Origin of the sequence: Streptomyces specialis (genome assembly GCF_001493375.1) — a bacterium.
GTDB lineage: Bacteria > Actinomycetota > Actinomycetes > Streptomycetales > Streptomycetaceae > Streptomyces > Streptomyces specialis.
This window is the reverse complement of the sequence record NZ_LN929895.1, coordinates 149232-168495: the sequence shown is the minus strand read 5'-3', so window position 1 is coordinate 168495 and position 19264 is coordinate 149232. Positions and strand designations below refer to the sequence as shown.

22 protein-coding genes are annotated in these 19264 nt (G+C 73.8%); 17 read left to right on the top strand and 5 right to left on the bottom strand.

Features of this window, described 5'->3' with window-relative positions; genetic code table 11:
• Positions 1-90 precede the first annotated feature (90 nt).
• From BN2279_RS15490 to BN2279_RS15475, 4 genes are all read left to right on the top strand, one after another.
• Complete coding sequence (locus tag BN2279_RS15490) at positions 91-846, top strand: DUF5819 family protein (RefSeq protein ID WP_059009982.1); 756 nt, start codon at positions 91-93, stop codon at positions 844-846.
• A complete protein-coding gene (locus tag BN2279_RS15485) occupies positions 843-2150 on the top strand; it encodes an HTTM domain-containing protein (RefSeq protein WP_059009980.1) in 1308 nt (435 codons plus the stop codon). Before BN2279_RS15490 ends, BN2279_RS15485 begins: the two co-directional genes overlap by 4 nt.
• Positions 2147-2872 (top strand): TrmH family RNA methyltransferase, encoded by a 726-nt coding sequence (locus tag BN2279_RS15480; RefSeq protein ID WP_059009978.1) that lies wholly within the window; start codon positions 2147-2149, stop codon positions 2870-2872. The genes BN2279_RS15485 and BN2279_RS15480 overlap by 4 nt, the downstream gene beginning before the upstream one ends.
• 105 nt (positions 2873-2977) lie before the next feature.
• A complete protein-coding gene (locus tag BN2279_RS15475) occupies positions 2978-5356 on the top strand; it encodes an ATP-binding SpoIIE family protein phosphatase (protein WP_324612838.1) in 2379 nt (792 codons plus the stop codon).
• A 6-nt stretch (positions 5357-5362) separates the two neighbouring features.
• Here BN2279_RS15475 and BN2279_RS15470 read toward each other — a convergent pair whose 3' ends face one another.
• Positions 5363-6052 (bottom strand): DUF4386 family protein, encoded by a 690-nt coding sequence (locus BN2279_RS15470; protein WP_059009976.1) that lies wholly within the window; start codon positions 6050-6052, stop codon positions 5363-5365.
• A gap of 120 nt (positions 6053-6172) precedes the next feature.
• Between BN2279_RS15470 and BN2279_RS15465 the strand changes: the two genes are divergently transcribed.
• The 4 genes from BN2279_RS15465 (at position 6173) to BN2279_RS15455 (ending at position 7882) form a co-directional block, all read left to right on the top strand.
• Positions 6173-6754 carry a TetR/AcrR family transcriptional regulator gene (locus tag BN2279_RS15465; RefSeq protein WP_059009974.1) on the top strand — a complete coding sequence of 194 codons (582 nt, stop codon included), beginning with the start codon at positions 6173-6175 and terminating at the stop codon, positions 6752-6754.
• Between the two features lie 148 nt (positions 6755-6902).
• Positions 6903-7076: a hypothetical protein gene (locus tag BN2279_RS29375; protein ID WP_159037227.1), complete on the top strand. Its 174-nt coding sequence runs from the start codon at positions 6903-6905 to the stop codon at positions 7074-7076.
• A 103-nt stretch (positions 7077-7179) separates the two neighbouring features.
• A complete protein-coding gene (locus BN2279_RS15460; RefSeq protein ID WP_059009971.1) occupies positions 7180-7602 on the top strand; it encodes a hypothetical protein in 423 nt (140 codons plus the stop codon).
• A 4-nt stretch (positions 7603-7606) separates the two neighbouring features.
• Positions 7607-7882, top strand: coding sequence for a DUF3817 domain-containing protein (locus BN2279_RS15455; RefSeq protein ID WP_059009969.1), 276 nt, complete (start codon positions 7607-7609; stop codon positions 7880-7882).
• On the opposite strand, the gene BN2279_RS15450 is transcribed toward BN2279_RS15455, so the two are convergent.
• Positions 7849-8802 carry a GlxA family transcriptional regulator gene (locus BN2279_RS15450; protein ID WP_059009967.1) on the bottom strand — a complete coding sequence of 318 codons (954 nt, stop codon included), beginning with the start codon at positions 8800-8802 and terminating at the stop codon, positions 7849-7851. The genes BN2279_RS15455 and BN2279_RS15450 overlap by 34 nt on opposite strands.
• A 16-nt stretch (positions 8803-8818) precedes the next feature.
• On the bottom strand, positions 8819-9523 hold the full coding sequence (locus BN2279_RS15445) for a VWA domain-containing protein (protein WP_059009965.1): 705 nt from the start codon (positions 9521-9523) through the stop codon (positions 8819-8821).
• Positions 9524-9777: 254 nt separating this feature from the next.
• Here BN2279_RS15445 and BN2279_RS15440 point away from each other — a divergent pair, with 254 nt between their 5' ends.
• The 6 genes from BN2279_RS15440 to BN2279_RS15410 all read left to right on the top strand — a co-directional run bounded on the left by BN2279_RS15440 (position 9778) and on the right by BN2279_RS15410 (position 15923).
• The gene (locus BN2279_RS15440) at positions 9778-10011 is read left to right on the top strand and encodes a hypothetical protein (protein WP_059009963.1); all 234 of its coding nucleotides are present in this window, start codon (positions 9778-9780) and stop codon (positions 10009-10011) included.
• A gap of 94 nt (positions 10012-10105) precedes the next feature.
• Positions 10106-11239 (top strand): nitric oxide synthase oxygenase, encoded by a 1134-nt coding sequence (locus BN2279_RS15435; RefSeq protein ID WP_234347879.1) that lies wholly within the window; start codon positions 10106-10108, stop codon positions 11237-11239.
• An 89-nt stretch (positions 11240-11328) separates the two neighbouring features.
• Positions 11329-12237 carry an NTP transferase domain-containing protein gene (locus BN2279_RS15430; protein WP_059009961.1) on the top strand — a complete coding sequence of 303 codons (909 nt, stop codon included), beginning with the start codon at positions 11329-11331 and terminating at the stop codon, positions 12235-12237.
• Between the two features lie 1370 nt (positions 12238-13607).
• Positions 13608-14741 (top strand): potassium channel family protein, encoded by a 1134-nt coding sequence (locus tag BN2279_RS15420; RefSeq protein WP_059009958.1) that lies wholly within the window; start codon positions 13608-13610, stop codon positions 14739-14741.
• 14 nt (positions 14742-14755) lie between these two features.
• Positions 14756-15592, top strand: coding sequence for a phosphotransferase family protein (locus BN2279_RS15415; RefSeq protein WP_059009956.1), 837 nt, complete (start codon positions 14756-14758; stop codon positions 15590-15592).
• Between the two features lie 37 nt (positions 15593-15629).
• Positions 15630-15923, top strand: a complete 294-nt coding sequence (locus BN2279_RS15410; RefSeq protein WP_059010869.1) for a TFIIB-type zinc ribbon-containing protein — start codon at positions 15630-15632, stop codon at positions 15921-15923.
• A gap of 94 nt (positions 15924-16017) precedes the next feature.
• On the opposite strand, the gene BN2279_RS15405 is transcribed toward BN2279_RS15410, so the two are convergent.
• Together BN2279_RS15405 and BN2279_RS15400 are read right to left on the bottom strand one after the other, a co-directional pair.
• Positions 16018-16242 carry a DUF397 domain-containing protein gene (locus BN2279_RS15405; RefSeq protein ID WP_059009953.1) on the bottom strand — a complete coding sequence of 75 codons (225 nt, stop codon included), beginning with the start codon at positions 16240-16242 and terminating at the stop codon, positions 16018-16020.
• The gene (locus BN2279_RS15400; protein ID WP_059009951.1) at positions 16242-17063 is read right to left on the bottom strand and encodes a helix-turn-helix domain-containing protein; all 822 of its coding nucleotides are present in this window, start codon (positions 17061-17063) and stop codon (positions 16242-16244) included. The genes BN2279_RS15405 and BN2279_RS15400 overlap by 1 nt, the downstream gene beginning before the upstream one ends.
• 190 nt (positions 17064-17253) lie before the next feature.
• On the opposite strand from BN2279_RS15400, the gene BN2279_RS15395 reads away from it, so the two are divergent.
• From BN2279_RS15395 to BN2279_RS31065, 3 genes are all read left to right on the top strand, one after another.
• A complete protein-coding gene (locus BN2279_RS15395) occupies positions 17254-17592 on the top strand; it encodes a hypothetical protein (RefSeq protein ID WP_079032186.1) in 339 nt (112 codons plus the stop codon).
• Between the two features lie 38 nt (positions 17593-17630).
• A complete protein-coding gene (locus BN2279_RS15390) occupies positions 17631-18593 on the top strand; it encodes an NAD(P)H-quinone oxidoreductase (RefSeq protein ID WP_059009947.1) in 963 nt (320 codons plus the stop codon).
• Positions 18594-19074: 481 nt separating this feature from the next.
• The gene (locus tag BN2279_RS31065) at positions 19075-19206 is read left to right on the top strand and encodes a hypothetical protein (protein WP_267887131.1); all 132 of its coding nucleotides are present in this window, start codon (positions 19075-19077) and stop codon (positions 19204-19206) included.
• The last annotated feature ends 58 nt before the right edge of the window (positions 19207-19264 follow it).

Below are 19264 nucleotides of genomic sequence, written 5' to 3'. Positions count from 1 at the left end.
GCACCGGGCCTGCCAACGCGGCCCGGTGGCAGGTACGGTTCACGGGTCAACCCTTGAGCAGACCCGTAGTCCTGTGGAACGAGCCGAAGCATGCTGCCATCCGACCCGGCACCGGAGCACGACGCCGAACACGACGCCCTCCGCGCGGTCCGGACCGCGTACGTGCCGACGGAATCCGTCAGGCTGGGGGCGCTGTCCCTGCCCGCCCGGATGATCATCGCCGTCGCGGTCGGCGCCATGGCCGTCCTCACGGTCTGGCACCTGACCATGATCTTCCTCTTCGTGGCCCCGTCCAACACGCTCAGCGAGGACTACCAGGACACCGTCCAGGGCTACATCTACCCGGAGTTCGAGCAGAACTGGAAGCTGTTCGCGCCCAACCCCCTCCAGCGCCAGGAGGGTCTGTCGGTCCGGGCCGAGGTGCGTGAGGAGGACGGCGGGACCCGGGTCACCGAGTGGCTCGACCTCGGCGCCCTCGACGTCGAGGGCATCCGGCACAACCTGCTGCCGAGCCACACCGCGCAGAACCTGACGCGCCGGGCCTGGGACTTCTACGTCGGCTCCCACGACGAGAACGGCGACCCGGTCGGCCAGCGCGGCGAGCTGTCGGCGAGCTTCGTGCACCGCATCGCGCTGATGCGGCTGGGCGAGGCGACGGACGTGGACCTCGACGACGTCGAACGCGTCCAGCTCCGCTCGTCCACCGCCCGCGTCCCGTCGCCGGCCTGGCGCCGCGAGGACTTCGACACCGCCACGTCCTACGAGGAACTCGACTGGTGGGTCGTCACCACCGAGGACCTCCCGCGGGGCGCCCTGGCCCAGGACGACGAAGGAGAGCAGCCGTGACCGTTCCCCCGCAGCGTTCCCGGGAGACCCCGGCGGCTCCGGCGGACGGCCCGGCCGACCCGCCGTCGCCGTTCCGCGGCCTCGGCAGGAGCTTCGACGCCGCCCTCGGCCGCGGCGTCGGCCACATCACCCGGCGCGCCCTCGGCCCGTACCAGACGGCGATCGTCCGCATCGGCTTCGCCACCACGGTGCTGCTGTTCCTGCTGCACGAGTGGCAGCACCGGCACGTGATGTACGGGCCCGACGCGCCGTGGGGCTTCGACCTCGCGACCCGGCACGTCTCCGGCAACGGCGCGTTGACCGTGCTGCTGTGGTCGGACTCGACGCTCTGGTTCGAGCTGGTCTACCACCTGGTGATCCTCTCCTGCGTCGGCCTGCTGCTGGGGTGGCGGACGCGGGCGATGTCCCTGCTGTTCATGGTGGGCGTGCTGTCGCTCCAGAACCGCAGCATCTTCCTCGGCGACGGCGGCGACAACGTCATCCACCTGATGGCGATGTACCTGGTCCTCACCCGCTGCGGCCAGGTCTGGTCGCTGGACGCGCGCCGCGCGCGCCGCGAGGAGCGGGAGATCCGCGAGAACGGGCGTCCCGGCGCCGACCCGGTGGGCATCGCGCTGTGGGCCGTGATGGGCGTGCTGCTGACGGCGACGCTGATCAGCGGCGAACTGGATAGCGGCATATGGACCGCGTTCTTCACCGGCATGTGGCTGGTGCACGGCTTCTGGTGGCTGATCCGCCGCCATGCGCCGGGCGAGCCGCGCCTCGTCTCCGACATCGTCGCCAACGTGGTCCACAACGCGGCCCTGTTGGTGATCATGGCCGAGGTCTGCGTCATCTACTCCACGGCCGGCTGGTACAAGATCCAGGGCTCGCGCTGGCAGGACGGCACGGCGGTCTACTACCCGATGCAGCTCGACTACTTCAACGTGTGGCCCGAGGTCACGAAGATCCTGGTCGACAGCGGGCCGATCATCATGGCCCTCACCTACGCCACGGTCTTCATGCAGGTGATGTTCCCGTTCACGCTGCTGAACCGGCGCGCGAAGAACATCCTGCTGGTGCTGATGATCGGGGAGCACATCGGGATCGCGGTCCTCCTCGGGCTGCCGTTCTTCTCGCTGGCGATGATCTCGATGGACAGCGTCTTCCTGCCCCCCGCGTTCCTGCTGTGGCTCGGCAGCCGCGCCCGGCGCGTCACCGAGCCGGTGCGCCGCCGCCTGCGGCGCACGCCGCCCGAACCGGGAGGGGCCGGGGCCGCCCGGGAGCCGGAGCGGCAGGACCGCGCCCCGGCCTGGGCGAAGTGACCGACGACCGCTGGCGCGAACTCGCCCAGGACACCGTGCTGCTGGACGGTTTCCACGCGCTGAAGCACGCGCTGCGCTTCGGCGCGCGGGTCCCGCTGGCGGTGGCGGCCGACAAGGCCGCCGCGCTGGGCCGGGCCCGCCGGCTGGCCCCCGACCTGGCCGGGCCGCTGGACGCGCTGCTGACCGAGACCGGCGCGGAGGGCCTGCGCCGGCTGGTCCCCCGCCCGCACCCGACGGGCGTCGCCGCCCTCGCCGTTCCCGACCCGCGCCCCCCGGCCGCCGCCCCCGGGCGCACCGCGCCCGTGGTGCTGCTGGACGACCCGCGCCACCTCGGGAACATGGGCGCGGTGATCCGGCTGGCGGCGGGCATGGCGGCGGCGGGCGTCGTCACCACCGGCACCGCCGACCCCTGGCACCCCGCGGTCCTGCGCGCCGCCGCGGGCCTGCACTACGCGCTGCCGGTCAGCCGCCGCGACGCGGCGTCCCCGCCGGACGGGCCGTTGTACGCCCTCGACCCGGCCGGACGGGACATCGCCTCGGTCCGCCCGGTCCCGGGCGCGGTCCTGGCCTTCGGCTCGGAACGGGCGGGACTGTCCGACGCGACCCGGGCGCGGGCGACGGAGCTGGTCTCGCTGCCGATGCGGCCCGGCGTCTCCAGCTACAACCTGGCCACCAGCGTCGCCATGACCCTCTACCACTGGCGGGCCGGGACGCCGCGCTGACCCGCGTCCACCGTTCGGCCGCCGAACGCGGGCCGGGCCGATGCGGCGCGCTCATGATGGCCGTGGGATCGCGTTGCGCGGCGTCGAGGGCGAGGGAGCGGGAATGTGACGGACGTGCCCCCGGCGGAACCCTCGATGCTGGACGACATGGTCACCGCCGTGCTCGACGGGCACGGGGTGGTCCGGTGGTGGTCCAGGGACGCGGTCACCGTCACCGGGCGGACGGCGGCCGAGGTCTGCGGCCGTCCCGCGGCCGACCTGTTCGCGGGTGCCCCGGGTCAGGACGGGCCGGGTGGCGCGGGCGTTCCCCCGCCGGGCCCGGCGCTGCTGCGGCACCGCTCCGGGCGCGAGGTGGCGGTGGCGCTGCGCACGATGCGCCTGGTCGGCGGCGGCGAGGGGCCCGAGTTCCTGCTGCTGGCCGTCGCGGAGCGCAGCCTGACCCCCGGCCGGGAGGGCGACCGGGCCGCGACCCTGGTGCGCGCCCTCCTCGGCCCGCACCGGGTCGGGGCCGCCATCCTCAACGGGGACCTGCGGGTCGTCCGCGCCAACGCCGACGCCCCGCCCCGCGGCCTGTCCGCGGCCGTCGGGCGCGGCCTGTGCGACCTGATGTCGCCGCCGGACACCGAGGTCGAGAAGACGGCCCTGCGGCGGGTCCTGGACACCGGCGACCGGGCCGTCGGCTGGGAGGAACGGGTCCGCGCCCCGCACGCGGCGCTCTGCCTGGACGACGCCACCGGCCGCGCGGCGGGCGTCGTCGTCCTCTACATGGACCCGATGGGGAAACGGCGCCGCCGCCGGCACTACGAGGCCCGGTACCAGGCCGCGATCCGCATCGGCCGTTCCCTCGACGTCGTCGGCACCGCCGAGGACCTCGTGGACGTCCTGCTGCCCTCGATGGCCGATCTGGTGAGCGTCTCCCTGGCCGAGGCCGTGCTGCGGGGGGACGACCCGCCCGCCATCACCGGCGGCGGCGACCAGCACCAGCGGCGGGGCGCGGTCGGCTCCTCGTCCGGCCCGTGGCCCGCGACGCTGCTGCCCCTGGGGGCGGCGATGCCGCCGCTGCCCGACAGCCCGGAGACCCGGGAGGTCCAGCACGGCGGGACGATCATGGTGTCCGACCGGGAGGCCGCCATCCACTGGCTGGGCGATCCCGAACTCGTGCGGGCGTACGTCCCGGAGGACGGGCACTCGGTGGCGGTCGGCCCGCTCTTCGCGCGCGGGCTGCTCCTCGGCATGGTGCTGCTGTGGCGCACCGGGCGGCAGCCGGAGACGTTCACCGACGAGGACGTGGAGCTGCTGCGGGAGATCGTCTCCCGGGCGGCGATCGCCGTGGACAACGCCCGCAGGTACCGGCGGGAGCACCGGGCCGCGACCGCGCTCCAGCAGCGGCTGCTGCCGCGCGCCACCCGGGACACGCCGGGCGCCGAGACGGTCGGCGGGTACGTGCCGGCCGGGGGCGGGGCCGGGATCGGCGGGGACTGGTTCGACGTGATCCCGCTGCCGTCGCTGCGGGTGGCGCTGGTGGTGGGGGACGTGATCGGGCACGGGCTGCACGCCACGGCGACGATGGGGCGGCTGCGGACCGCCGTGCAGACGCTGGCCGATCTGGAGCTGGACCCGGGGGAGCTGCTCACGCACCTGGACGATCTGGTGCAGCGGCTGGCCGCCGAGGCCGCGCCCCGGGACCGCGACAGCGTCGGCGGCACGCTGCTGTACGCCGTGTACGACCCGGTCACCCACGAGTGCGCGATGGCCTCCGCCGGGCACCCGGCGCCGGTCCTGCTCCGCCCGGACGGCGCGACCGAGCTGGTCCCCCTCGACCCCGGGCCGCTGCTCGGCGTCGGCGGCATGCCGTTCGAGGTCACCGAGACCCGTCTGGAACCCGGCACCGTGCTGGCGCTCCACACCAACGGCCTGACCGCGCTGCACGGCCCCGACACCGAGGCCGGCACCCGGCGCGTGACGCGGCACCTCGCCGCCCTGGGGCCCGGCGCGCCGCTCGACACGGTCGTCCGGGAGCTGCTGGCCGGCGCCACCGACCCGCCGCGCCGTGACGACGTGACGCTGCTGCTGGCGCGGGGGCGGGGTCTCGGCCCCGACACCGTCGCCGACTGGGACGTCGCCAGCGACCCGGCGTCGCTGGCGGAGGTCCGCCGGGCGGTCACGGGACGGGTGGTGGCGTGGGGCCTGGAGGCGTTGTCGTTCACCACCGAGCTCATCGTCAGCGAGCTGGTCACCAACGCGATCCGGCACGCCGAGGGCCCGTACCGGGTGCGGCTGATCCGTGACCACGTGCTGGTGACCGAGGTGTCGGACCGCAGCAACACGCAGCCGAGGATGCGCCGCGCCCGGGTCGGTGACGAGGGCGGGCGCGGCCTGTTCCTCGTCGCGCAGCTCGCCGAACGCTGGGGCTCCCGCTACGGGCACGCCGGGAAGACGGTCTGGGCCGAGCAGCCCCTGCCGCACGGCGCCGCCGGGCCGTGAGCCTCCTCACCGGGTCCGGCGGCGCAGGAACCCGGCGCCCAGCGCGATCAGCCACAGGCTCCAGAGCACGTACCCGGCGAAGTTGGCCAGGTCGGCGCCGGGCGCGCCCAGCGGCACCAGCAGTCCGGCCAGGATCAACGGCACGGAGACCAGGGCCAGTACGGCGACCGGGCGGCCGATGAGCGAGGCGCGGCGCAGCGCGGTCACGATCAGGACGGTCCAGGCGGCCGTGAGCAGATAGCCGAGGGTCTCCCCGACGAGCTGTCCCAGCACGGTGTGGAACGTCTCGAACCGGTCCACCGCGTCCGCCCGTTCGGCGGCCGGGCGGGTGGGGTCGGCCGCGCGGGCGGCCAGCGGCGGGACGAGCAGCGGCCAGCGCAGCAGCCCGGCCACCTGCACCGCGGCGGCGGCCACGCCGGTGACCGCGGCGGCCCGCGCCGTACGCCCCCCGCCGGCCAGCCGCGCCGTGCGCAGGGCGATGGGCGCGAGCGTCGCGGCGCCGAGCGCGAGCAGGGTGAACAGGGCGGCGATCAGCGGCGCGTCGGCGTGGAAGCGGGTGAGCACCTCCGCGCCCGGCCGCTGGAGCACGTCCGGGTAGTCGAACGCCCCGCCCAGCAGGACGAACGCGGCGTTGACGATCAAGGCGCCGCCGATGAGCAGCGCGCCGGTGACGGTGTGCGCGGACCTCGTGGGCATGACAGGCCCCTCCTCCTGTCCGTACGCGACGGTACGGAATATCTCTGTACGCCGTACAGACTGTACGGCGTACAGAGATTCTGGACGGCGTACAGTGATCGAGTCAAGAGGAGGTCCCCGATGACGAAGGCCCAGCGCGGACGGCCCGGTCCGCGGCGCACCCTGACCGAGGACGCGATCGTGGAGGCGGCCCTGCGGCTGCTCGACCGGGGCGGCGCCGACGCCGTCTCGATGCGGGCCATCGCCGCCGAGACCGGGTGCGCGCCCAACGCGCTCTACACGTATTTCCCCGACAAGGCCGCCGTCCTGCGGGCCATGGCCGACCGCCTCCTCGGCGAGTACGACCTCGATGCCCTGACCGACCCGGCCGTGCCCTGGCGGCAGCGGCTGCACGACCTCGCCCTGCGGCTGCGGTCCCGCCTGCTGGCCCACCCCGGCGCCACCGCCGTGCTGCTCGGCGCGCCCATGGACGGACCCCGCGCCCTCGCCCTCGGCGAGGCGCTGCTCGGACTCCTCGCCGAGGGCGGCCTCGGCGAACGCGACGCCGCCCGCGCCTCGTACGTGCTGATCGTCCACGTCCTCGGCTCGGTCGCGCTGGAGGCCGCCGAACTCGACCCGACCCGCCCCCTGCCTCCTATACACCTCTCACGCTCCCCACCAAAGGGGTTGCCAACCCATCCCGGGTGTCCGCCCCGAACTTGAACAATCGAGCGACCAACTCGCCAGCACACCGCAGACGCGCGCTGTACGCCCAATAATTCCGGATAACGCTTGCTACCTTCTTTTTTTTTCAACCAGAAGCCGGTATACAACCTTTCTGCTTGTCTCAGGGGCCGGGAAATGTGTATAAGTGACAGACACCGACCGCGTCGCGGCCCGCCGGGCGGCCTTCGACGCGGTCCCCGCCGACACCTACCCGCGCACCGCCGCCGGCGCGGACGTCATGGCCCGGTACGTCACCACCGACCAGTTCCGCTGGGGCCTGGACCGCGTCCTCGACGGCCTCACCGCGCCGCCCCGGTGAGGACGCCGCCCGGCTCCGTCACCCCGGGGCCTGGCGGGAATCCGTCGAACTCCGGCATTCTTGCCACTTCCAGGGTCTGACCTGCGGGATTACGGTCACCACCGTGTCCAAGTTCCTGCTCAGCATCCACGTCCTCGCCGCGATCGTCGCCGTCGGACCGGTGACCGTCGCGGCCAGCATGTTCCCCGCCTCCGTCCGCGACGGCGGGAATCCCGCGGTCGCCGCCGTGCTGCACCGCGTCTGCCGGGTCTACGCGGTGTTCGGCGTCACCGTGCCCGTCTTCGGGCTGGCGACCGCGCTCAGCATGGACGTCCTCACCGACGCGTGGCTGCTGGTGGCCATGGCGCTGACGGCCGTCGCCGCCGCCGTCCTGTTCGCCGCCGTGCTGCCCGCCCAGCGCACCGCCCTCGCCGGAGGACCCGCGAACACCGCCCGGCTCGGCATGACCACCGGCGTGTTCAACCTGCTGTGGACGATCGTCGTCGTCCTGATGATCGTCCGCCCCGGCTCCTCGACGGGAGCGTGACACCATGTCGCCGCTGCTGCGCGCCGCCGCCGTCGTCGAGGCCGTGTCACTGGCCGTCCTGCTGGGGAACCTGCTCACCGTCCACCACGCGACGGTCGCCTCGGTCGCCGGACCGGTGCACGGGTCGGCGTATCTCGTCGCCATCGCCGCCGCGTTCACCGGCGAGGACATGCCCAGGGCCGCGCGCCCGCGCGTGTTCGTGCCCGGCGTCGGCGGACTGTGGGCGCTGCGGACCCGGCCCGCCGTTCAGGACGACGACGCCCGGAACGTCCGCCGGTAGCCCAGGGGGCTGGTGCCCACCAGGGACTTGAACTTGTCGCGGAACGCCGTCGGCGAGCCGAACCCCACCTGGCGCGCGATCCGTTCGACCGAGTCGCCCGTCGTCTCCAGCAGATACTGCGCCCGCCGGACACGCGCCCGGTACAGCCACTGCAACGGCGTGGTCCCGGTCTGCTCGCGGAAGCGCCGGTTGAGGGTGCGCGGCGACAGTTTGGCGCGGCGGGCGATGTCGTCCAGCCGCAGCTCGCGGTGGGCGTTCTCCCGCATCCACCGCAGCACCGGCTCCAGCGAGGCACCGTCCGGGTCGGGCTCCGGGTGGGCGATGAACTGCGCCTGCCCGCCGTCCCGTTCGAGCGGCATCACGGAGAAACGGGCCGCGTCGGCGGCGACCGCCGAGCCGTGGTCGCGGCGGATCATGTGCAGGCACAGGTCCAGCCCGGCCGCCGCGCCGGCCGAGGTGAGGAACTGCCCGTTGTCCACGTACAGAACGTCCGGGTCCACCGTGATCCGCGGGTAGCGGCGGGCCAGTTCCGCCGTCCCCAGCCAGTGGGTGGTGGCGCGCAGCCCGTCCAGCAGCCCCGTCGCGGCGAGGACGAACGTGCCGACGCAGATCGTCGCGATCCGCGCGCCCCGGTCCGCCGCCGCCCGCAGCGCGACGGTCAACTCCTCCGGCACGGGCGCGAGCGGGTCGGCGACGCCGGGCAGCACGACGGTGTCGGCCGTGGCCAGCGCCTCCAGGCCGTGCGGGACCCGGAGCGTGAACAGGCCCGCGTCCACCTCGGCGACCGTGCCGCAGACGACCACCCGGTAGGCCGGAACGCCTCCCGGCAGCATGGCCGCCCGGCCGAACGACTCGACGGGCGTGGCCAGATCGAAGGGGATGACGCCCTCCAGGGCGACCACCGCGACCGTGTGCGTCACCGCCGCCTCCCGGCCGTCAGGCGGGCAGCACGCCGGCGGCGCGCGCCGAGGCCAGCCACTGCGGGAACTCGTTCATCAGCGCGTCGTACAACTCCTCGGCCGGCACGGCGCGCGGGTCGGCACCGGCCGCGAAGAACCCGGCGTTGTCCACGGCGCGGCCGGACAACTCGTCCAGCCTGCGCAGGAAGGTGAACGGGTCGTCGCCGAAGCCGACGAACTGCCAGAACAGCGGCAGCGTAGAGACCTCCGCGAGCAGCGCCGCCGTGGCGCCCTTGTCCTTGGGGGCGCCGTCCGTCTGGAAGACGACGAACGCCGGGTCCTTCGTGCCGGACGCCTGGTAGTGGTCGAGGACGGCCCGCATCGCCTTGGCGTAGAACGTCCTCCCCATGTGCCCCAGGCCCTCGTGGATCTCGGCGACCCGCCCCCGGTGCGCGCCCAGCACGAGATCGGCGCGGGTGTGGACGTCGGTGGAGAAGAAGACGGTCGGCACCACGCCGTCGTCGTCGAAGTGCGCGGCCAGGCTCAGCACTTGCTCGGCCAGGTGCTGCACGGTGCCGTCCTGGTAGAAGGACTTCATCGAGCCGGACCGGTCCAGGACGAGATACACGGCGGCGCGCACGCCCAGCAGCCGCCGCTTGCCGAGGCTGACGCCCGCCGACTTGTACAGGTCCACCAGATCGGGGGCGGTGGCGGTGACCTTCTCCAGGTTTATCGGGCTCATGGGGGCGGGCGTCCTCGCTTTCGGTCGCGGTCACGGTGGTGGTCGCGCGGGCCGTTCCTCCGCGCTCCCAGGGTCGCAGCCTCCCATGTCCGCTCACGGTCGCGGGGTCGAACGCGTGGACCTTTCTCACCCCGTGGGCGTCCCCCGAAGGAGTTTTCCGTTGCGCAAGGCGGCGGAAAGACGTCACCGGCCGACACGGAAAGCCCCCACAGTGGTCCCCGGCACAACGCGGAACGGAACGCGAGGGAGCCGTGATGGCCTGGGCTGACGACGCATGCGTGGTCGACATGAGGAGTGGCAGGATCGGCCGGATCACCGGCCGGACCGGTGCGCGGCTCAGGCTCCGCCCGCTGGCCGGCCGCGGCCGGCCCTGGGCCTGTCCGGCCGACGCGGTCCGCGCGGCCACCGAGTGGGAGCAGCGCAACGCCGACGTGCTGGACGCCAACTGGCGTTTCTGGCGGGCCGGCACCCAGCCGAGCGGCCGATGACCCGTCCCGGGGCGGTGATTTCCGGCCGGTGGCCATCAACTACGCTGCCGCGTGACGGGGTGACGCAAGCGGACGCCGCGACACCGGGGAGCTCATGCGGTACGACCAGTGGCGGATGCCGGACCGGTCGGAGGCCGAGGAGTTCATCCGGCTCTTCCACGCCGAACACCCCGACCAGCCCGTGCCCTTGCTGACGCGCCTGCGCCAGGTCGCCGACCACCTGGACAGGTACGGCACCTACCGCCACACCCGCGCCGAACTCGACTTCGGGGCCCGCGTCGCCTGGCGCAACTCCAGCCGCTGCATAGGCCGGTTGTACTGGCAGAGCCTGCGCGTCATCGACCGCCGCAACGCGGTGACCCCCGACGACATCCACGCCGGTCTCTGCGACCACCTGCGGCTGGCGACCAACCACGGGCGGATCCGCCCGGTGATCTCGGTCTTCGCGCCCGCCACCCCGTTCCGTTCCGCGCCCCTGGTGTGGAACAGCCAGCTCATCCGCTACGCCGGCTACCGCGCCGCGGACGGCACCCCCATCGGCGACCGGGCCCAGACCGGCTTCACCGACACCGTGCGCCGCCTGGGCTGGCGGGCGCCGGGCGGCTGGTTCGACATCCTGCCGCTGGTCATCCAGACCCATGGCGACAAGCCGCAGCTCTACGAGATCCCCCGCGAGCTGGTCCTCGAAGTGCCGCTGAGCCACCCGGACTTCCCCCGCTTCGCCGAACTGGGCCTGCGCTGGTACGCGGTGCCCGCCGTCTCCCACATGCGGCTGCGGATCGGCGGCGTGGACTACCCGCTCGCCCCGTTCAACGGCTGGTACATGGGCACCGAGATCGGCGCCCGCAACCTCGTGGACCCCGACCGCTACGACCTGCTGCCCGTCGTCGCCCGCCTCCTCGGCCTCGACACCCGCTCGGAGTCCACCCTGTGGCGGGACCGCGCGCTGGTCGAGACGAACGTCGCCGTGCTGCACTCCTTCCAGGCGGCCGGCGTCAGGATCACCGACCACCACACCGAGTCCCGCCGCTTCCTCACCCACCTGGCGCGCGAGGAGGCGCAGGGCCGGACCGTGCCCGCCGACTGGAGCTGGATCGTGCCCCCGCTCTCCGGCGGCGTCACCCCGGTCTTCCACCGCTACTACGACGCAGCGGAGCTGAGCCCGAACTTCCACCTCGACGAGGACGCCAGGGCCCGGGCCAACGGCACCTGCCCGGTGGGACCTTGACCAGGCGCCCGGCCCCCGGCGCACCGTCGGCGGGAACGCGCCGCGACCACGGCGTCCGCGCGGCGCGCGACGGCGGGTACGGTGCCGGTATGGCACCCCGACAGTCCGCGCAGGCCGCCCCGCACGACGCCCTGATCCTGGCCGGCGGCGCCGCGCGGCGGCTCGGCGGCGCGGACAAGCCCGGTGTCCGGATCGGCGCCCGCACCCTGCTGGACCGGGTGCTCGCCGCCTGCGCCGGGGCCGGCGCGGAGCGCCGCGTCGTCGTCGGCCCACGCCGCCCCACCGCCCTGCCCGTCGTGTGGGCGCGCGAGGACCCGCCGGGCGGCGGCCCGCTGGCGGCCCTCGACGCCGGGCTGGGCCACACCACCCGGCCCCTGGTCACCGTCCTCGCCGCCGACCTGCCGTTCCTCGCCCCGGAGACCCTCCGCGCGCTCCTCGACCTCCCGCCCGACGCCGGCGGCGCCCTGCTGACCGACGGCTCCGGCCGCGACCAACCGCTCACCGCCGTCTACCGCGCCGAGCCGCTCCGCCGCGAACTCGCGCTGCTGCGCGCCGAGTACGGCACCCTCGCCGGGCTGCCGCTGCGGCTGACCCTCGCCAACCTCACGCTGCGGCGCGTGGCGACCCCCGGCAGCCTCGACTGCGACACCTGGACGGACATCGCCACGGCCCGCGCCAGGATCAGGGACGATGGGTCCGTGCTGGACGAATGGATCGCCGCGGTCAAGGCCGAACTCGGCATCGACCCCGACATGGACACCACCGCGCTGCTCGCCGCCGCCCGCGACGCCGCCCACGGCGTGGCCCGCCCGGCCGCTCCGCTGACGACCTTCCTCATGGGCTACGCCGCCGCCCTCCACGGCATCACCCCCGCCGACGCGGCCCGCAGGATCTCCGCGCTCAGCGAGACCTGGCGACAGGAACAAGAACAGGACCAGGCGCGGGAACAGGACCGGCGGCCGGACCCCCAGCCGGAGCAGCGGAGGCCGCAGCCGTGATCGACGAGTTCGACGACGCCCTCGCGCTCGCCAACGGCCCTGTATTTTATACACACGTCGCGCTTCCCGGTAAGGGGACAGCGAACTTATCCTGCATCCGCTGCTTTCCTCAGTTCCGCTTTTTTTTTTTCCAAGCAGAAGCCGGCATCCGAGATTTCTGCCTGTCTCGTGGGCTCGGGGATGTGTATAAGAGCCAGCGGCTGCGCGCTCGTCAGCCCCGCCTGGGACAGCGCCCGCGCCACCGCGCACCGCTGCGTCCGCCCGCTGCCGCCGCGCCGCCTGCCGATCGACCTCGCGCTCGGCCACACGCTCGCCGCGCCCCTGACCGCGCTCACCGACCTGCCCGCGTTCGACACCTCCGCCATGGACGGCTGGGCCGTCGCCGGCCCCGGGCCCTGGCGGCTGACCGACGCCACCGGCGCCCTGGCCGGCGCCCCCGCCGTCCGCGCCCTGACCGACGGCGAGGCGGTGCCGATCGCCACCGGCGCCCGCATCCCGGAGGGCACCACCGCCGCGCTCCGCTCCGAGCACGGCACCACCGCCGGGGACCGGCTGCGCGGCACCACCCCGCAGCCCGGCGCCGACATCCGGCCGCGCGGCCAGGAGTGCCGCACCGGCACCGAGCTGCTCGCCGCCCGCCCCCCCCTGACCCCGGTGACCCTCGGCCTGCCCCCCGCCGCCGGGTACGACCAGCTCCCGGTCCGCCCCCGGCCGCGCGTCGAGGTGCTGATCCTCGGCGACGAACTGCTCTTCCGCGGCCTGCCGCACGACGGCCGCATCCGCGACGCGCTCGGCCCGATGACCGGCCCCTGGCTCGTCGCCCTCGGCGCCCAGGTCCTGGTCACCCGCCGCCTCGGCGACGACGCCGACGCCCTGCGCGAGGCGGTCGCCACCAGCCGCGCCGACCTCGTCGTCACCACCGGCTCCACCGCCGCCGGGCCCGTGGACCACCTGCGCGCGGTGCTGCGCCGCCTCGACGCCCAGCTCCTCGTCAGCGGCGTCGCCGTCCGCCCGGGACACCCCATGCTGCTGGCCGAACTCCCCGGCGGCAGGCCGCTGGTGGGCCTCCCCGGCAACCCGCTGGCCGCCGTCTCCGGACTGCTGACGCTGGCCGCGCCGCTGCTGTGCGCGCTGGCGGACCGGCCGATGCCCGCCGAGCGGCGCGCCGCCCTCACCGACGCGGTGCGCGGCCACCCCAGGGACACCCGGCTGGTGCCGGTCGACACGCCCGAGCCGGGCCACGCCAGGCCGCTGAGCTACGCCGGCCCGGCCATGCTGCGCGGCATCGCCGCCGCCTCCGCCCTCGCGGTCGTCCCGCCCGGCGGCGCGGAGGCCGGTGACCGCGTCCGCCTGCTCGACCTCCCCCGCGCATGAGATTCCCCGGCTCCCAGCCCCCGCGCGGCGAACCGGACGACCAGACGTCCGGCGTCCACCTGCCCCGTTATCTGGCGGGCCCGCTGGTCCAGGTGATCCGGCGGCTGTGCATGGCGGGCGCCGTGATGGCGCTGGCCGTCGTCATCGTCTACGCCGACCGGGGCGGCTACCACGACAACCACGACGGCCACGTCAACTTCTGGGACGTCCTGTACTACGTGACCGTGTCGCTCTCCACCACCGGCTACGGCGACATCGTCCCGGCCAGCCACGGCGCGCGACTGATCACGACCTTCCTGATCACCCCGCTCCGGGTGCTGTTCCTGATCATCCTGGTCGGCACCACCCTGGAGGTCCTGACCGAACGGACCCGCGATCAGTGGCGTCAGGCCCACTGGAGGAGGAACGTGCGCGACCACACCGTCATCGTCGGCTTCGGGACCAAGGGCAGGTCGGCGGCCGAGACCCTGATGAGCGGCGGCCTCGGCCAGGACCGGATCGTCATCGTGGACCCCAGCAGCCGCGTCGTCGAGCAGGCCAACGCGGACGGCTACGCGGGCGTCGTGGGCGACGCCACCCGCAGCAGCGTGCTCATCCGCGCCAGGACCGACCGGGCCCGGCAGGTCGTCATCTCGACCCAGCGCGACGACACGGCGGTGCTGGTGGCGCTGACCGTGCGGCAGTTGAGCAAGTCGGTGCGGATCGTCGCCTCGGTGCGCGAGGAGGAGAACGTGCCGCTGCTGCGGCAGTCCGGCGCCGACTCGGTGATCACCAGCGCCAGCGCGGTCGGCCGGCTGCTTGGCCTGTCGATGATCAGCCCCAGCTCGGGCGCGGTGATGGAGGACCTGATCCAGCACAGCAGGGGCCTGAGCCTGCGCGAGCGGCCGGTCACCAAGGCCGAGGCGGGCCGTTCCCCCCGGGAGTGCGACGATCTGGTGGTGTCGGTGATACGGGGTCACCGGCTGCTGCCCTTCGACGACCCGGACGTCGCGAAGCTGGAGCTGACCGACCGGCTCGTCGTCATCCACCGGGTCCGCCCCGAGGACAGGGCGGCGGCCGAACGGACGGCCGCCGCCGAGAAGGACCGGCGCGAGGGCGGCCCCGGCTCCTGGCGCATCCCGCGCCGCTGAGGGGACGGAAGGCGATGGCGGAAGAGGTCCTCGCGGACCGGCCCGAGAGCACGGTGATCCGCGTCGGCGGCACGGTCGCCAAGACCCACGCCCCGGACACCGACCCGGCGGCGCTGGCGCTGCGGCTGGCGGTCGCCGCCCATCCGGCCGTAGCGGGCACCCTGCTGCCGCCGCTGCCGCCCGCCGTCGTCGAGCGGGCGCCCGGCGGGCGGGCGGTGACCCGGTGGCCGTACGGCGCGCCGGTGGACGGCGACATCCCGTGGGACGCGGCGGGCGCGCTGCTGGCCCGGCTGCACGCCGTTCCGGTGGCGGCGCTGCGCGCGCTCGGGCCGCTGCCGGCGGCCAGGGGGCCCCTGCGGGCCGTGCGGGCGGTGGCCCGGATGCGGCGGACGGTGGACGGGCGCCGGTTCGCCGCCGCCCGGCAGGCCGTCGAACGGGCCTGGGCGCGCGTCGAACTCCCCGGCCCGCCGGGGCCGGGCGCGGTGCTGTGCCACGGCGACTTCCACCTCGGGCAGCTCGTCCGCCACCCGGTGCCGGGCGGGCCGTGGCGCCTCATCGACGTGGACGACGCCGGCCTCGGCGACCCGGCGTGGGACCTGGCCCGGCCCGCCGCCTGGTACGCGGCGGCGCTGATCGGGCCGGAGGAGTGGAACCGGCTGCTGGGCTCTTACCAGGCGGCGGCCGGGACGACGGGCCAGGACCCCTGGCCCGGTCTCGACGTCCCGGCCCGCGCGCTCACCGCCCAGTTGGCGGCGCGGGCCCTGGCGCGGGCCAGCGTGGACGGCACGGCCCTTGAGGAGGCCGGGGAAGCTCTCGTCGACTCCTGTGTCCGGATAGCCGCGCTGCCGTAGGGTGAGGACCGCCAGCGAGTCGACCATGGAGCCGAACATGCAGTGTCCGAAGTGCCGTGGGGCCATGCACACGTACAACCGGAGCGGGGTCCAGATCGAGCAGTGCGCCAACTGCCGCGGGATCTTCCTCGACTACGGCGAGCTGGAGCACATCACCCAGCTCGAGGCCAACTGGGCTCCGCAGGCGGCCCCGCCCCCGCCGCCCCCGCAGCAGCCGCACTACCAGCAGCCCGGCCCGGCCTGGGGTGCCCCGCAGCACGGTGGTCACCACGGCGGCCACTACGGCCACCGCCGCAAGGGCGGTCTCTCCGGCCTGTTCTACTCCTCCTGACGCCGCCTCCTGACGCCGCGACACCGCGGAACGGAGAAGCCCCGCTGTCCCGAAACGTTGTCGGGGGCAGCGGGGCTTCGGCGTGCCGCCGGGGTCAGTGGGCGTGCAGGTCCCCGGACATGACGGCGGACACGAAGCCGCTCCAGCCGTTCGTGGTGAAGGCGAGAACCGGACCCTGGGGAGCCTTGGAGTCCCGCACCGGGACCACCCCGGTCGCGGCGGCCAGGTTCTGTGCCCACTCGACGCATTGCCCGCCGGTGCCGCTGCTGTACGTGGACTTCGTCCACCGCGCACCGGAGAGGTCGAACGTGCTTTTCATCAGGAGTACTCCTCCACCATCACCTTTTTGATGAATGCCAGTGAATCGTCGGGCGACAGCGCGTCGGCCCTCAACCGATCGTAGATGGCGCTCGCCGCTTGCACCGACGGGGTCGAGTCGACCACATGCCCACCGGTCCATGATTCTTCCCACAGCAGGGACGGTTCGTCCGCGAACGTCATCAGCGTGAAACTTTCCGCCGCCGGTGGTGCCCCCGTGGAGAAGGGAAGGACCTGGAAAGTGATGTGCGGGGACTCCGCCTCGCCCAGGAGATGGCCGAGTTGGGCGCGCATGACGTCCCGTCCCCCGATATGACGACGCAGACAACTCTCGTCCAGGATCACCCAGAGGAGTGGGGGAGCCTCGCGGGTGAGGATCTCGTGCCGCCGCAGCCGTGCCTCGACCTTGCGGTTGACCCACTCCTCCGAGGCCGTGGGGTGGGACGTCCGGTAAATGGCATAGGCATAGTCCGCGGTTTGCAGCAATCCGAGGACGAGGTTCGCGCTGTAGTCGAGCAGCCGCTCCGCCTCCGCCTCCAGGTGGACGTACGGCTCGAACCAGGACGGATGTTCCCTCCGGCTGATGCGTTCGCGCATGCGCGCGAAAAATCCCGAGGTGTTGAACACGCGGTCGCACGCGGCGGCGAATTGGACGCTGCCGAGCAGCAGGCCGTTCTCCACCTTGCTGATGTACGGCGGCTGGTAGTGCGTCTCGTCCGCCAGTTCCTTCTGGGTCAGCTTCGCGTGCAGCCGGGCCTCGCGGACCTCGCAGCCGAAATAGGCATAGCCGTCGCTCGATTCACTACCGCTGAAGACGTTCACCTGTTCGCTTCCCTGACTTTCCGGATTCGTGGGAAACCCCAAAACCCTGTGTTCCGGGCACCCCGGAGGGTGATGGTTGGAGTACGCAAGGTAAGTACCCATCGCTGAAGGAGAGTCACATGACGAGCAGTGAACCCCCTGAACCGGTTTCCAGTACGAGCTGTCACCCCCGCGGGGCGGTGGCGGCGTGATGGTTCATGTGGCGTTGCGGGGCGTGGAGTTCTCCGGTGCGAGCGACTGGCCGGTGCCCCCGGGGAGCGAGAGCGGGAACGAGTGGAAGACCGGCCGGTGCTGGCTCTACTGCCGCCGGGAGGACGTCAGCGTGCTGTGGATCGGACCGATCCGCACCCCGTACCTGGACGGCGAGATGTACGGATGCGGCCAGTGCATCGCCGAGTTGATGCACACCGTGCGCGAGGAGCAGCGCCGGGCGGACCTGCGGCTGCGGCGGCTGTGCGAGCACCGCGAGCTGGAGAAGCACGAGGGCAAGACGTTCTGCACGGACTGCCACCGGCAGATCTACCTCTGAACGACCCGGGCGGGCGGCGGGCGGTAGCGTCTGGTGCCATGCGTGCGATCACGATTCCCGAGCCGGGCGGTCCCGAGGCGCTGGTGTGGGCGGAGGTGCCCGATCCGGTGCCCGCCGGGGGCGAGGTGCTGGTCGAGGTGGCGGCCTGCGGGGTGAACCGGGCCGACGTGCTCCAGCGGCAGGGTTTCTACGACCCGCCGCCCGGTGCCTCGCCCTATCCGGGCCTGGAGTGCTCGGGCACGGTGGCGGCCCTCGGCCCCGGCGTCACCGGCTGGCGGGTGGGTGACGAGGTGTGCGCGCTGCTGTCGGGCGGCGGCTACGCGGAACGGGTCGCCGTGCCGGCCGGGCAGCTCCTGCCGGTGCCGGCGGGCGTCGATCTGGTGACGGCGGGCGCGCTGCCCGAAGTCGCCTGCACGGTCTGGTCGAACGTCTTCATGACGGCCGGGCTGCGCGCGGGCGAGACGCTGCTCGTGCACGGCGGGGCCAGCGGCATCGGCACGCTGGCCGTTCAGCTCGGCAAGGCGGCGGGGGCGCGGGTGGCGGTCACGGCGGGCAGCGCGGCGAAGCTGGAGCGCTGCCGCGAGCTGGGCGCCGACATCCTGATCAACTACCGCGAGCAGGACTTCGCCGCGGAGCTGTCCGGCGGCGCCGACGTCATCCTCGACATCGTCGGCGCCAAGTACCTGGAGCGGAACGTGCGGGCGCTGGCACCCGGCGGGCGGCTCGTCGTCATCGGCCTCCAGGGCGGCGTCAAGGCCGAGCTGAACCTCGGCGCGCTGCTGGCCAAGCGGGCGTCCGTCACCGCCACCTCCCTGCGGGCCAGGCCGTCGGCCGGGAAGGCGGAGATCGTCGCCGCCGTGCGCGAGCACGTCTGGCCGCTGCTGGCGGACGGGCGGGTGCGGCCCGTGGTGGACCGCGCGCTGCCGCTGGCCGAGGCGGGCGAGGCGCACCGCGTGATGGAGGCGAGCGGCCACGTGGGGAAGATCGTCCTGACCCGCTGAGGATGCCGGATCCGTTCGGGTGTGTGACGCTGGACACATCGCCGGACTGGGCGATATCAGGACGATATCCGGACGACATGGCGCGAAGGGTCGGGAACTGTGAGGCTGTGGGCGGGAATCGCGGTGGTGCTGGCGGCTTCCGCGCTGGCGATCCTGCTGCCCTCGACGGCCCTCGGCCATCAGCCGTCCCCCGCCCCCTCCCCGTCCTCCTCGCCCGCGCAGGCGGTCCCCGCCGCGCGGTCGGTAAGGTGCTGGACGTAAAGTGACAGATGGATGTCTGTTGAGTAAAAGGACCACGCACTATCATGGACCAGTAAAGGCGAAGTGACAGTTTCGAGTAAGGGACTGGCCGCCAACAAAGGACCCCACTATCCTCTCCTCCGGCGGCTTCAGATGTGTATAAAAAACAGCCTCGCCCGCGCAGGCGGTCCCCGCCGCGCGGTCGGCCGCGCGCCTCGAACCCCTGCGGGAGCCGCCGGCGGTGCCGGAGCCGGGCCGGTTCGCGGCCCGGCCGCAGGGCGGCGAGGTGCTGCCGGTCCTGCCGCTCGGCGCCGGACTGGCCTGCCTGGGGCTGGGGATAGGAGCACTCGGCCTGCGCCTGCGCCAGGTCTGAACCCCGCCTTGAAGCCGCCCGCCCCCGAGGAACCCCTTCTTCCGTAGCCCTTGCACGG